The sequence below is a fragment of the Pseudoalteromonas rhizosphaerae genome, assembly GCF_902498845.1.
Classification (GTDB): Bacteria; Pseudomonadota; Gammaproteobacteria; order Enterobacterales; family Alteromonadaceae; genus Pseudoalteromonas; species Pseudoalteromonas rhizosphaerae.
Genome location: NZ_CABVLM010000002.1, coordinates 411,142 through 424,241, shown reverse-complemented (window position 1 = coordinate 424,241; position 13,100 = coordinate 411,142). Strand labels below are relative to the sequence as shown.

The 13,100-nt window shown below is 40.9% G+C and carries 12 protein-coding genes; 6 read left to right on the top strand and 6 right to left on the bottom strand.

Features of this window, described 5'->3' with window-relative positions; translation table 11 throughout:
- The first annotated feature begins 21 nt into the window (after positions 1-21).
- Entirely contained in the window at positions 22-1,257 is a 1,236-nt protein-coding gene (locus tag PSR9079_RS05015; protein WP_149980648.1) for a response regulator, read from the top strand.
- Here PSR9079_RS05015 and rarD read toward each other — a convergent pair.
- Together rarD and PSR9079_RS05005 are read right to left on the bottom strand one after the other, a co-directional pair.
- Entirely contained in the window at positions 1,254-2,177 is a 924-nt protein-coding gene (rarD, locus tag PSR9079_RS05010) for an EamA family transporter RarD (protein WP_149980647.1), read from the bottom strand. The genes PSR9079_RS05015 and rarD overlap by 4 nt on opposite strands.
- A 52-nt stretch (positions 2,178-2,229) precedes the next feature.
- Positions 2,230-2,685 carry a thioesterase family protein gene (locus PSR9079_RS05005; protein ID WP_149980646.1) on the bottom strand — a complete coding sequence of 152 codons (456 nt, stop codon included), beginning with the start codon at positions 2,683-2,685 and terminating at the stop codon, positions 2,230-2,232.
- Positions 2,686-2,795: 110 nt separating this feature from the next.
- On the opposite strand from PSR9079_RS05005, the gene recQ reads away from it, so the two are divergent.
- From recQ to PSR9079_RS04985, 4 genes are all read left to right on the top strand, one after another.
- Positions 2,796-4,619: a DNA helicase RecQ gene (gene recQ, locus PSR9079_RS05000; protein ID WP_149980686.1), complete on the top strand. Its 1,824-nt coding sequence runs from the start codon at positions 2,796-2,798 to the stop codon at positions 4,617-4,619.
- Between the two features lie 15 nt (positions 4,620-4,634).
- The gene (locus PSR9079_RS04995) at positions 4,635-4,934 is read left to right on the top strand and encodes a DUF3630 family protein (RefSeq protein WP_145237057.1); all 300 of its coding nucleotides are present in this window, start codon (positions 4,635-4,637) and stop codon (positions 4,932-4,934) included.
- 66 nt (positions 4,935-5,000) lie between these two features.
- Positions 5,001-6,710, top strand: coding sequence for a POTRA domain-containing protein (locus PSR9079_RS04990; RefSeq protein WP_149980645.1), 1,710 nt, complete (start codon positions 5,001-5,003; stop codon positions 6,708-6,710).
- Between the two features lie 52 nt (positions 6,711-6,762).
- Positions 6,763-7,329 carry a mechanosensitive ion channel domain-containing protein gene (locus PSR9079_RS04985; RefSeq protein ID WP_149980644.1) on the top strand — a complete coding sequence of 189 codons (567 nt, stop codon included), beginning with the start codon at positions 6,763-6,765 and terminating at the stop codon, positions 7,327-7,329.
- A gap of 72 nt (positions 7,330-7,401) precedes the next feature.
- Here PSR9079_RS04985 and PSR9079_RS04980 read toward each other — a convergent pair whose 3' ends face one another.
- Genes PSR9079_RS04980 through PSR9079_RS04970 form a run of 3 tightly spaced genes read right to left on the bottom strand, consistent with a single transcriptional unit; the run spans position 7,402 to position 9,791 of the window.
- A complete protein-coding gene (locus tag PSR9079_RS04980; RefSeq protein WP_145237048.1) occupies positions 7,402-8,460 on the bottom strand; it encodes a succinylglutamate desuccinylase/aspartoacylase family protein in 1,059 nt (352 codons plus the stop codon).
- A complete protein-coding gene (rimK, locus tag PSR9079_RS04975; RefSeq protein WP_145237045.1) occupies positions 8,447-9,352 on the bottom strand; it encodes a 30S ribosomal protein S6--L-glutamate ligase in 906 nt (301 codons plus the stop codon). The genes PSR9079_RS04980 and rimK overlap by 14 nt, the downstream gene beginning before the upstream one ends.
- Positions 9,353-9,362: 10 nt before the next feature.
- Positions 9,363-9,791 (bottom strand): ATP-dependent zinc protease family protein, encoded by a 429-nt coding sequence (locus PSR9079_RS04970; protein ID WP_145237042.1) that lies wholly within the window; start codon positions 9,789-9,791, stop codon positions 9,363-9,365.
- A gap of 149 nt (positions 9,792-9,940) precedes the next feature.
- Between PSR9079_RS04970 and PSR9079_RS04965 the strand changes: the two genes are divergently transcribed.
- Entirely contained in the window at positions 9,941-10,912 is a 972-nt protein-coding gene (locus PSR9079_RS04965) for a zinc transporter ZntB (protein WP_145237039.1), read from the top strand.
- A gap of 6 nt (positions 10,913-10,918) precedes the next feature.
- Here the strand turns inward: PSR9079_RS04965 and PSR9079_RS04960 are convergent, their stop codons facing one another.
- Positions 10,919-13,024 carry an ATP-binding response regulator gene (locus tag PSR9079_RS04960; RefSeq protein ID WP_149980643.1) on the bottom strand — a complete coding sequence of 702 codons (2,106 nt, stop codon included), beginning with the start codon at positions 13,022-13,024 and terminating at the stop codon, positions 10,919-10,921.
- Positions 13,025-13,100 lie beyond the last annotated feature (76 nt).

Below are 13,100 nucleotides of genomic sequence, written 5' to 3'. Positions count from 1 at the left end.
ATGCCAAAAACAAGGTGTTACGTGACACGAAAAATACTCATCATTGAAGATACGCCAACTATAGCGCGAGTGCAAAAGCACATTGCAATTAAAGTTGGCTATGATGCAGATATAGCCTGTTCCTTAGCGCAAGCAAAAGAGTTAATTAGTAAAAATAACTATTTTTGCGCTGTAGTAGACTTTATTCTACCTGACGCACCACAAGGCGAGGCTGTACCCTGCACTATTGAAGCTCAAATTCCTACTATAGTAATGACCGGCAATATAGATGCAAAGACCCGTGATATCGTCGAAAAATATCCAATAATTGATTACATCACTAAAGAGAACAAGCAAGCCTACCATTATTTAGAAAAGCAACTACAGCGCTTACCTCGCAACGAAAACGTTAAAGTCTTAGTCGTCGATGACTCACTATCAGCACGACTGCATATATGCAGCTTGCTTAAACGTCATAAATATCAAATATTACAAGCCTGTGATGGCATTGAAGCACTTGCAGTGCTCGAACAAACACCCGATATAGCCGTTATAATTGCAGATAACGAAATGCCTAACATGAATGGTGATGAGTTATGTGGTGAAATTCGTCGCTTATACAGTAATGATGAAAAAGCAATAATCGGTATTTCCGGCTCAAATGCAGCGCATCTTTCGGCGCGTTTTTTGAAAAATGGCGCAAACGACTATTTACGCAAACCATTTAATAACGAAGAATTTTATTGCCGTTTGAGCCAGAACGTTGACATGCTGGAACAAATTGCCACCATTCGCTTGCAAGCGAACACTGACTATTTAACTAAACTACCTAATCGTCGCTACTTCTTTGAAGAAACCACAAAATCATTAAAACAACTGCAGAAAAAAGAGTTAATTCCCTCTTTGGCGATGCTCGATATTGACCATTTCAAAGCAATCAATGATACCTATGGCCACGATGCTGGTGATGAAGTACTAAAAGGACTTTCAATTTGTTTTGCAAAATACTTTACAAAAGACTTGGCGGCTCGTTTAGGCGGTGAAGAGTTTGCTGTGTATTTTAATGACACAAATAAAGATGAAGTATTAAAACGTCTGGATAATTTTCGTCACTTTGTTGAGCTCAATAGCCCTGAATTTAGCAAAGAAAAAATTCAATTTACGCTGTCTATTGGTTACGCACACGGGCCTGTTTATCAAATTGATGAATTATTAAAACAGGCCGATATTAAGCTTTATGAAGCCAAAGAAACTGGCCGCAATAAAGTCATTGCTTAAACAGGCTTAGTGGGTGCAGGGATATTTTCACGTTTACGCTTTTGTGATTGTCGATAGGAGTCCCAACTAAAGATAGCCAGCGCACTCCAAATACAAGCAAATGTTACTATTCGTTCAGGACTAAATACTTCACCATAAAATACCACCGCCAACACAAACATTAAACTTGGCCCAATATATTGGAAAAACCCTAAGGTAGTATACTGCAATCGCTTGGCAGCACCTGTAAAGCAAAGTAGTGGCAGTGTGGTAATAACGCCTGCACTGATCAACAATACATTAGTATGCCAATCATTCGCTACGAAATCAGAGCTATTCGATGGCGCCATTAACCACCAATATACTAAAGCAACTGGCAATAATATTAATGCCTCTAGTAGTAACCCCGGCAATGATTCGATAGGTAACTTTTTACGAAGTAAGCCATACACCGCAAATGATCCTGCTAATGAAAGTGCGACCACCGGAAATGAGCCAAAACTAATAACTTGGATCACCACACCACATAACGCCAGAGCAACCGCTAGCGCTTGCCATTTGCGTAGTTTTTCACTTAAAAAAAGCATACCTAGCAGTACGTTTAATAACGGATTGATATAATAACCAAGACTTGCATCAAGCATATGATCATTATTAACCGCCCAAATAAATAGCCCCCAGTTAAAGCCAAGTAAGGTGGCCGTAATAACCAGCATAGCAATGAGTTTAGGGTGTTTAAGCACATGCTGTACTTTATGCCATTGCTTCATTACTGCAACAATGATGACGATGAATAATACCGACCAAACCACACGATGCATCAGTATTTCAAAAGCTGATATATGCTGTAGTAATTTAAAATAAATAGGTGCTAAGCCCCACATAAAAAAAGCCATACAGGCTAAGATAACACCTTTACGCTGTTCAGGATTAGTTGGCATAGATTGTTTCTTATGTAGATGAAAGGCCGCTAGTTTACCTGCCAGCTACGCTTTATCCAACTAAATAAGTTGCCGTGCCAAAAGCTATTTGAATGCCTTGTTCGTTATGGAGCTCCATCCGACATACGCATACTTTATTACCGGAGCGAATTAGCTTGGCACTAGCGGTAAATTCAAGCCCTTTGCCTGGACGCAAGTAATCAGTGCGCAAATCGATGGTGCCGAGTGTCGCTAGCTTGGTTTGAATACTAACTATATTAAGCTCAGTGAGCTTATCTATCATCGCCGCCGCAGCGAGCATCCCCCCCACATTATCAAGCACCGCAGAGATCACCCCACCGTGGAGAATTTTTTGAGCGGGATTACCTATAAAGACATCCTGCCAAGGAAAGCTTATTTGCGCTTGTTCCGCATCTAGTGATTTAACTTTTATTTGTAAAAACTGGTTAAACGGCATTTGCTCTACAAAAACTTTAGCAACTTGGTCAATTAATTGGGCTTTATTCATTATTATTATCCGCGACTTTATAACTGGTAAGATGAGTAAAGCACAACTAAAAAGAAAGTGCGATAAAAAGCACCTATGCAAGGTCGTCTAAAAGCTCTAAAATGTCCGCGATGAATACACCAAATCCCACAGCAAGCACCGTAGTGCGCAGTCCCGCAGCTATACTCAAACAAGTGTTTGGTTATAGCGAATTTCGTGATGGCCAAGAAACGGTGATCAATGCAGCCCTTAACGGCCAAGATTCGCTAGTATTGCTGCCAACTGGCGGCGGCAAATCAGTATGCTACCAAGTGCCCGCGCTTGCCTTAAGCGGTCTGACAGTCGTTATTTCGCCATTAATTTCCCTTATGCAAGATCAAGTATCACAATTACAAGCGCTCGGGGTGAAAGCAGCGTATATCAATAACAGTTTAAACCGCGACGAACAGCAGCAAATATATCAACAACTGCACAGTGGTTTGCTTAAGCTACTGTATGTTGCACCTGAAAAAGTGCTGCAACATGAATTTAAAGAGCGCTTAAGTCATCTTAATATTAGTTTATTTGCGATTGACGAAGCTCACTGTGTATCACATTGGGGCCATGATTTTCGCCCTCACTACTGCCGCTTAAGCGAACTAAAACAACGCTTTGCAGATGTACCTATGATGGCGCTCACAGCGACAGCTGATAAAGCCACGCGGTTTGATATTGTCCAGCAGCTTGGTTTAAATGCCCCCTATATACACACTGGTAGTTTCGATCGACCAAATATTCGTTACACCATTGAAGAGAAATTCAAACCGCTGGCGCAATTACTTCGCTACTTAAAAGAACAACAAAGTCAAAGTGGTATTATTTATTGCACCAGTCGAAAACGAGTTGATGAAATAGCTGAAAAGATCGCTGATGCTGGAATGAACGCAGCGGCTTACCATGCAGGTATGAGTAACGAGCAACGCCAATTTGTACAAACCGGTTTCGCCCGTGACGATATTCAAATAGTGGTGGCTACTGTTGCCTTTGGCATGGGCATTAATAAACCCAACGTCCGTTTTGTACTGCATTATGATATTCCCAAAAGTATCGAGTCTTACTATCAAGAAACTGGCCGTGCTGGCCGTGATGGCTTGGCCGCTGAAGCTATTATGTATTTTGATCCGGCCGATATTGGCCGTGTTAGGCGATTTTTTGAAGACATTGAAGATGAACAACGTCGTCGTGTCGAAGAGCAACGCTTTAACGCCATGGCCAGCTTCGCAGAAGCACAAACATGTCGTCGACAAATACTTCTTAACTACTTTAGTGAATATCAACGCGAACCTTGCGGCAACTGCGATATTTGCCTAAATCCACCAAAAAGTTTTGATGGTACTTTAGTGGCACAACAAGCCCTTTCGTGTGTGTATCGTGCCGAACAACGGTTTGGTTTAGGCTACATAGTTGAGCTACTGCGCGGAGCAAATACCAGCCGCATTAGGGATAACAATCACCACCAACTCAGCACTTATGGCATAGGTAAAGACCACAGTAGTGAATTTTGGCTCAGTATTTTACGCCAACTGATTCACCAAGGCTTACTGAGTCAAGATATCACCCAAGGCTCAGCACTGCGCTTAACCGAAGGTGCTCGCGCTATTTTGAAAGGTCAATACGCGCTGCAAATGGCTGAACCACGTCTGCAAGCGAAGCACGTATACCAAGACAAGCTCGCTCAGTTTAATTACGATAAAAAGCTATTTGCCAAACTACGCGCCTTACGTAAAGAGCTTGCCGATGCGGATGATGTGCCACCATATGTAGTATTTAACGATAAAACCCTCGCAGAAATGGCGCAACTGATGCCAACCAATGACAGTGAATTTCTCAAAGTGTCAGGGGTTGGCTTTACTAAACTCAATAAGTACGGCAGCCCTTTTTTACACGCCATACGCGACTACTTAGCCCAGTCTTAAATAAAGAGAAAATTGATGACTCAGTTGCAACTTGATAATCAACATAATGCCATTATTATTATCCCCAGCGAAATGCCCAACGATGATGATTTCGAGCTTTGGGCACAGTTATTTTTACATGGCCCAGAAATAGTAATTGGTGAATTTGCAGCGGGAGCGGATCGCCACCAATGTCGCTTTACGTATGCACAGCAAAGCTTTAATTTAAACTTTGAACACTACAGTAACAGTATTTGGATTAATGGCGAAGGCATTGAAGCTGAGCATTTATTAGCAGCCTTAGCACACTATTTCCTCACACTATTGCAACAATGAGGTAGACTTATACACAAACTTAGTGTGTAGTGGGTTAACGGTAAAAACCCATAATAAAGGATTTCAATGGTTGTAAATAACGCTTATGCATTTTTATTGTTTAGCTGTTGCAGCACTTTGCTCTATTCATCCTATGGCTTAGCGCAATCATCTGGTGACGAACAGCAAAGTTGCAGTAATCAACGCACAATTACACCCACTGAAAAAAATCTCCGTCGCCAACTTGATGTCGATGAGACACTGCCAGAAAAAACCAACAAAGCCAAAATTGCCCAGGTCGAACTTGATCAACTCAACGTCTTCAATACCAATTTAGAAGCAGAAAATAACGCATTATTTCGCTTTGCCAATCGTGTTCATATGACCACTGAGCCAGACGTTATAAAAAATATTTTATTGTTCGAACCTGGTGATCACTATGAGCCGAAAAAACTCGCCGAATCAGAGCGCTTATTACGTCGTCAAGGTTATCTATACGATGCCAGAATAAAAGCAGAAACTAACTGCGATGGTGACATTAATGTAAAAGTGATCACCCGCGATTTATGGACGTTACTACCAGAAATTAGCTTCAGCCGCAGTGGTGGCGAAAATAAATCGAGCATTGGGTTTCGCGAATCCAATTTATTTGGCTGGGGTAAACGTTTGTCACTTGCTCGCACTACCGATGCAGAACGTAATGGTTACCTGTTTGTTTATGATGATCCTAATATACTTTCTAGCCGCTACCGTGGTCGTATAGAATACTCAGATAACGACGATGGTAAACGCCATTTACTCGAGCTTAGCTACCCTTTTTACTCTATTGATACGCCTTACAGCTATGGCTTATTAAGCTACTCTGATCAACGAATTGAATCTCTCTATAAACGTGGTGAAGTATTCAGTCAATTTATCCAGAAAACAGACTATAATCGTATTCACTTTGGCCACTCTAAACAGCTTGCTAATAATTGGACTCAACGTATTAGCGTCGGTTACACCCATGAACAACAAGCATTTGAAAGCACTGTAAATACCGTCATACCATTGGCAGAAAAGCGAGAGCTAAGCTATCCATATATCAGTGGTCATTGGTTTGAGGATCACTACATAAAAGTGCGTAATTTCGACAGTATTTATCGTACTGAAGATTTAAATCTTGGTTGGAATGTGCAAGGTTTATTAGGCTATGCAAGTGAAGAGTTAAGCAATGACGATAGCCGCGCTATTTACTCTTTTGATGCGAAAAAAGCTCATTTTAGTGGCGATAATACCCTTTGGCGCTTTCATGCTAGCCTAGATGGTAATTGGAACGAACAACAAAGCAAAGTAGAGAACTTACTCGCGAGCACTCAAGTGCAGTATTATTTAAACACCAGTTTTGAACAATCGTGGTATGCCAAAATACGCTTAGACTATGCTAAAAACCTAACCCCCGACAAACAGCTAATCTTAGGCGGCGAAAATGGCCTACGTGGCTATCCGCTAGACTACCAACAAGGCGATCGTAGTTTTTTAGTTAATCTTGAAAAACGCTATTATTGGGAATACGACCTGCTTCAGCTGTTTAAAGTTGGTGGAGCTGCATTTTTTGATATTGGTCGCGCTTGGTTTAATGACCAAAATAACGGTAAAAATGGCCAAGTATTGAAAAATATAGGTATCGGGTTACGACTCGCCCCAAGCAGAGCAAATGCAGGTACTGTGATCCATTTAGATATCGCCGCTCCACTTGATAAAAGTGATGATGTTGATTCTATTCAATGGCTAGTCACTGTAAAAAATTCCTTTTAAAGTGTGCTAAAAACGCTAAACTAGTTGCTCCTAAACCGCATTTGGATTGATTGTGGAACTGTTAGATATTCTTAGCACGCAGTATAAACTCATCGTCACTTTAGTTGCTCTGTTACTTTTTCCTGTACTATTAAAACTGACTAAAAAATTACTCGAAAAAACTATTAAGGGCAAAGTCGATATTCACCGTAAATATCGTGCCGAACTATTACTGAAAATTATTCTCGCATTTGTAATGCTGTGCTTAGTGTTAGTTTTTTGGGGTATTGAATTACGGGGTTTACTGGTACTTGGCTCATCCTTGTTTGCCATGCTAGGTGTTGCACTATTTGCAGCTTGGTCGCTATTAAGCAATCTGACCTCGTTTTTGCTAATGTTTATTCAGAATGACTGTCGTGTTGGTTATTGGGTTAGAGTTATTGACGGCGCGAACTTTGTTGAGGGGCGTATTGTCGAGATGGGCTTGATGAATGTGGTATTAGAACATGTTGATGGGCACCGAGTTATTTATCCTAATAACCTATTTGTTACTCGTCCGGTGATGGTTTTAAATAAAGAGCCGAAACCTACTAAAGCAATCGCGGTTAAGCGCGCTATTGGACCTAAAAAGCTGCAATAAACGAAAAGCACATAACAAAAAGCCGTTTAAGAATATCCTTAAACGGCTTTTTTGATCAGTTACAATCAGCAATTAATTATTTAATTCCGCTGTTTTTAACTCATCTTCAATATCACTTATTTCATCAATAAAGGTTTCAAGCTGTTGTTCTACCAAGCTGTTTGCGTGAGCAAAATATGCTAAATGAAACACTGCATCACCTTCATTAACCAGTGGCATAGTTTGTTGACCAATCACTATACCACTTCTTGGCGCTAATAATTCCAGCTCAGAATCACCGAGTGGGCTACTGATATAAGCTAATATTTGCCCTTTCATTACTCGCTCACCCAATGATACTTGCGCACGCACAATGCCATCGACTTCAGCACGCACCCAACTGGTAGAGCTGGCAATAATTGGCTCAGGTAACTTTTTAGCACGCTTGCCACGGATCATTTTTAAATGACGCATGACATAATCAACGCCTTGCATACCAGCCGCTATTGCAATTGGATCAAACCGCAGCGCTTCTCCAGCTTCGTATGTGATCACCGGAATACCTAAGTTCGCGGCCTCACTTCGCAGTGAACCATTACGAAGTGACGCATCAATAACGGCTGGTGTACCAAATGCATTCGCCATTTGTGCCGTTGCTTCATCACTCAAATCTGCGCGAATTTGCGGTAAATTGGTGCGATGTATTGCGCCAGTATGTAAATCAATAATATGCGTACAATGAATGGCCACTTGCGAAAAGAACATATGTGCCATACGTCCAGCAAGCGATCCACGAATAGAACCTGGAAAGCTGCGATTCATATCACGGCGATCAGGTAAATAACGTGACTTATGAATAAAACCAAATACGTTAACAATCGGCACAGCAATCAGCGTACCACGCAGCTGGTTAGCATCTATTTTTGCTAATAATTGGCGTACGACCTCTACGCCATTGAGTTCATCACCATGAATAGCCGCACAGACCATTAAAACAGGCCCTGCTTGAACTCCATTCACTACCTCTATTGGGATATTCAACGGCGAATGGGTGTACAGCTTAGCTGCTTCTAGGGCCAGCGTCTTACGCTCACCGACACCCACCGTTTCACCTAATAAAGTAAACGCACTATTGATTCTAACCTTTGCCACGCGTTGCGGTCCTTTTGGTTGCAGCGGTTTTTTCGATAAATTCGATCACCATGCCTGCAATATCTTTTCCTGTTGCTACTTCGATACCTTCAAGACCTGGTGAAGAGTTAACTTCCATTACCAAAGGTCCGCGAGATGAACGAAGTAAATCAACCCCAGCTACGTTCAAGCCCATTGCTTTAGCTGCAGCTACTGCTGTTCTACGTTCTTCTGGCGTAATACGCACTAATGTTGCACTGCCACCGCGGTGTAAATTAGAACGGAACTCACCATCTTGTGCTTGACGCTTCATTGCGGCAATCACTTTGTCACCAAGTACGAAACAGCGGATATCAGCACCACCAGCTTCTTTAATATACTCTTGTACCATGATATTAGCTTTTAAGCCCATAAAGGCTTCAATAACACTCTCAGCAGCTTTACGTGTTTCAGCTAACACCACACCAATGCCTTGAGTACCCTCTAACAGCTTAATAACTACAGGTGCACCGCCAACCATTTCTAGTAAGTCTTTAACGTCATCTGGCTTGCTGGCAAAACCGGTTACCGGCATACCAACGCCTTTACGTGATAACAACTGTAACGAACGTAATTTATCTCGCGAACGTGAAATAGCAACTGATTCATTAACAGGAAATACATTCATCATTTCAAACTGACGCAGTACTGCACAACCATAAAAAGTAACTGAAGCACCAATACGCGGGATTATGGTATCAAAATCTTTTAAATTTTCACCGCGATAATGGATCTCTGGTTGCTCAGAGTTAATGTTCATGTAACAACGTAATGCATCGATCACTTTTACTTCATGACCACGCATCTCAGCTGCTTCAATTAAACGACGCGTTGAATATAAATTCTTGTTACGAGATAAAATACCAATTTTCATAGTTAAAACCTTAACTATCTAATAAATGAGATAAAGCCGGATCAACGACTATACGATTTTCCATGGCTGTGCGCCCTAATAACATTCTAAACTTCATACTCGCTCGGCTGGTCAAAGTGACTTCTATTGGCCAACTTTTATCACCAGCGCAGAGCTTAGTCTCAATAAAATACCGCAACTCACGCTGCCCACTTGAGCTGGTTACATATTTCATCTTTTTTACTTTAGCATCACACTCAATTTGAGTGTGCTCATCTTCTTGCAAAGGCTGAGCAATAAATTTAACCCACTTTTCGCCTTCTCGCTCATATTCTTCAATATTAAGAGCATGAATACATGACGTACGGGCGCCCGTATCAATCTTAGCCTTAATTTGATTAATGCCAAGCTCAGGTAAACTTAACCACTCACGCCAACCAACAATTATCTTTGCCGTCATAAATGTGCCCTTTAATAAAAAACTGTCTTATACGCTACACGGATAAAAACACAAATGAAATAATTTTATCCAAATGATAAGCTAATTTAATTGACCTAAGTCACTCAATAGTCAACTATATTAACATACAGGATTAATGAGAATTTACTATGTTCAATGGTTTACTACACGCACTTATACTTGATGAACAAGGCGGCGCACGCACAATTGATAATAGCGCAGACCTACATAACTGGCAGCCTGAGCAAGGTAAATTGTGGGTTCATCTTGATTATAGCCAAAGTGAAGCCATAGATTGGTTACAAAACAGTGAATTGTTGACTGATTATGAACTTGCATCATTAACAGCCGATGAAACACGCCCTCGTATCACCAAAGTAACTAACGGTTGTATGTTGTTTTTACGAGGCGTGAATTTAAATCCTGCACAAAGCCCTGAAGACATGGTCTCAATTCGTTTATTTATCAATGAAAATGTAGTGGTCACTACCCGAAAACGCCGTTTACTTTCAGTCCAAGATATTTTAGCTGCACTGGAAGAAAAAACTGGGCCAGTTAGCATTTCTGAATTAGTTTGCCAACTTACACAAAATCTTACCTCACGTATGCAAGGGGTAATTGATGGTTTAGATGACACTCTCGATATTTTTGAAGATGAAATTGACGAGCCGACCAAGCGCTTTGATAACCAAGGACTGTCGCAGTTACGCCGTCAATCAATTGGTTTAAAACGCTACTTAAGGCCACAAAAAGAAGCGCTCAGTACTTTAATGGCAAACAAATACAGCTGGCTTAGTGAAAACGACAAAGCCAAGTTAAACGAAACCACCAATCTACTGATCCGCTTTATTGAAGAATTAGATAGCTCTATTGAACGTGCGCAAATTATTCAACAAACCATTACTAATCAGGTTTCCGAACAATTAAATCAGCGTATGTATGTGATGTCGGTGGTTGCGGCACTGTTTTTACCGCTAGGATTTTTAACCGGTTTACTTGGCGTAAATGTAGGCGGTATCCCTGGTACAGAGAGCCCTTACGCATTTAGTTTTTTTGTTATATTTTTAGTCGTGATCACCGGTGCCATCGGCGTTTACTTCAAAAATAAAAAATGGCTTTAAAAATACTCACGGTTGTTCAACTACATTGATTGGTATAGTAATGATAAAAGTAGTGCCAGCACCTAATTGACTCTGGCACTCTATCGTACCGGCTAGTTTATGTATTACTAAATTATAAACAATGTGCAACCCCAAACCTAAACTCAGTTGTGCGTTATTCGTAGAAAAGAACGGGTCAAATACTTGCTTGCGGACATCTTCTGGCATGCCTTTACCATTATCGCTGATTATCAGCTGAAGTTGTTCATCATGTTTACTCACTGTAATGTTCACCTCCCCAGGCGTTGAATCATCAAAAGCGTAAACTAAGGCATTTTCCACTAGCTGCCCTAAAATTTGCGAGAATGCACTTGGTGAGGCAAAAAAACGAATTTCTTGCTGGTATTGGCATTTAACTTTATGAGGCGTTTGGTCAACACGTGAGTGGATTGACAGCAGAATATTATCGATATACTCACCTAAGTTAAACCAGCGATTTTCCTGTGTATCGTTGTCTACCGCAACTTGTTTAAAGTTATTGATTAGATTGGTAGCTCTGTGGAGATTCACGCTCAATAACTCTGTGCTTTGTATTATATGAGCATAGGCCTGATTAAACTCCTCTCTCGACATGTTACCCGCAGCCGCTTTGCCATGAATAGTTTTCGAGGTGCTTTCCAGTACTGATGCAGCCGTGACGCAAATGCCCAATGGGGTATTTATTTGATGAGCAACTCCAGCAACTAATCGTCCTAACGACGCATGCTTTTCATTTTCAATTAACTGTTGCTGAGTACGTTTTAGCTGTTCCAGCGATAATGTTGCTTCTTTGGTCTTAGTCTCAAGCTCAGCAGTACGCAGAGCCACTTTACGCTCAAGTACCGCATTTAACTGTTTTACTTGTTGCTGTGAAGACATCAACTTGGTATTCGCATCTTCAATCTCACTGACGTAGCTTTTTACTTGTAAGTACACATCATTTAAAGCAGTAATAATTGGGGTAAACTCATTGCGTTTAGCATACTCAACTGGCAGTAGATTAACTTGCTTATTACTACCATAACGAATAGAGCTTTTTATGATATTTAATACCTGATCAAAAGGGCTAAACAAAGCTTTGAGGATAAAAATCATCAGTATAATAAAGCCGAGCCCTATGCCACTGCCTGTGATTAAAGCCCAAGAAGACACTTTATCAACTTGTTTACTTAAATCATTTTTAGGAACTAATGAGCCAAAGATAAAACCGCTCTCACTAAGCTGATAAAAAATATACTTATCTTCAATTGCTAGCTGCTCAAACCCAAAGCTATTGACCTTACTTAACCGACTTTGAGCTACTAATGTTGCCGCCCAAGGAAAGTCATCGGTCAACTGCTGTACCGTTTGAGGCTTGTCTGTAAAGCCAATAATTAACTCAGAATCCCGGTGAAATAAAAATGATTGTGCATTTTCGGTCACTTTAATGCTGACTAAAAACTCACTTAACTCAGCTAAAGACCAGTCGAGCGTCGCCATACCAATCGGACTGCGGTTATCGTCAAGCATCACCGCATCTATAGTCATCATCAACGAGAATGAGCCTGCATCATCGTAATAAGGGTTAGTCCAAAATATTGGACGATAGCTGGATTGGTTTAATCCCCACCCTTGCTGTTCAGCAAGCTGGTACCAATCCTGAGAAAAATAATCGTACTGTGGTGTATTGAGATCCCACGTAAATTGCAGCTGTTTATTTTCTTTATATACATATGGGCCAAAATAACGATACTGCTCATCCAGTACCTGGGGTTGATACCAAAGCCCTCCGCCCATAGCTTGCTCAAAACTAGTAAACTTGTTTTGTAACGTGCGCTGAGCCAGTTCCTTGATATCAGCCATGGGAGTAGATTTTTGATGACGCAGAAAGTATAACTGTTCACCGCTTAGAGCCAGATCGATCGCATGACCTTGCATTTGTTCTGTAAGATGATTGATACGGGAAATAGTGCCATTAAACACAGCCTGAATTTCATTTTGCTTAAATTCATCCAAAGATTCTTTGTAAATTAGCGTGTTGAATAACTGTAGGGTTGAATAAGCCAATATCTCAAACAAAATGACAAACACCAGAATACGGGTTTTAATATTCATTCAATCTCCAGAGTACCCTTTGCTAAAGAGCTCATTTAACACAACACTCACAGGCATTGCCTAATAACAACTGTGC

Excerpts from the sequence above, each read along its gene's own strand:
- PSR9079_RS04990 (WP_149980645.1), top strand. The coding sequence starts at position 5,001 with ATGGTTGTAAATAACGCTTATGCATTTTTATTGTTTAGCTGTTGCAGC.
- PSR9079_RS05005 (WP_149980646.1), bottom strand. The coding sequence starts at position 2,685 with ATGAATAAAGCCCAATTAATTGACCAAGTTGCTAAAGTTTTTGTAGAG.
- PSR9079_RS04970 (WP_145237042.1), bottom strand. The coding sequence starts at position 9,791 with ATGACGGCAAAGATAATTGTTGGTTGGCGTGAGTGGTTAAGTTTACCT.
- PSR9079_RS04995 (WP_145237057.1), top strand. The coding sequence starts at position 4,635 with ATGACTCAGTTGCAACTTGATAATCAACATAATGCCATTATTATTATC.
- PSR9079_RS04960 (WP_149980643.1), bottom strand. The coding sequence starts at position 13,024 with ATGAATATTAAAACCCGTATTCTGGTGTTTGTCATTTTGTTTGAGATA.
- rimK (WP_145237045.1), bottom strand. The coding sequence starts at position 9,352 with ATGAAAATTGGTATTTTATCTCGTAACAAGAATTTATATTCAACGCGT.
- recQ (WP_149980686.1), top strand. The coding sequence starts at position 2,796 with ATGAATACACCAAATCCCACAGCAAGCACCGTAGTGCGCAGTCCCGCA.
- rarD (WP_149980647.1), bottom strand. The coding sequence starts at position 2,177 with ATGCCAACTAATCCTGAACAGCGTAAAGGTGTTATCTTAGCCTGTATG.
- PSR9079_RS04965 (WP_145237039.1), top strand. The coding sequence starts at position 9,941 with ATGTTCAATGGTTTACTACACGCACTTATACTTGATGAACAAGGCGGC.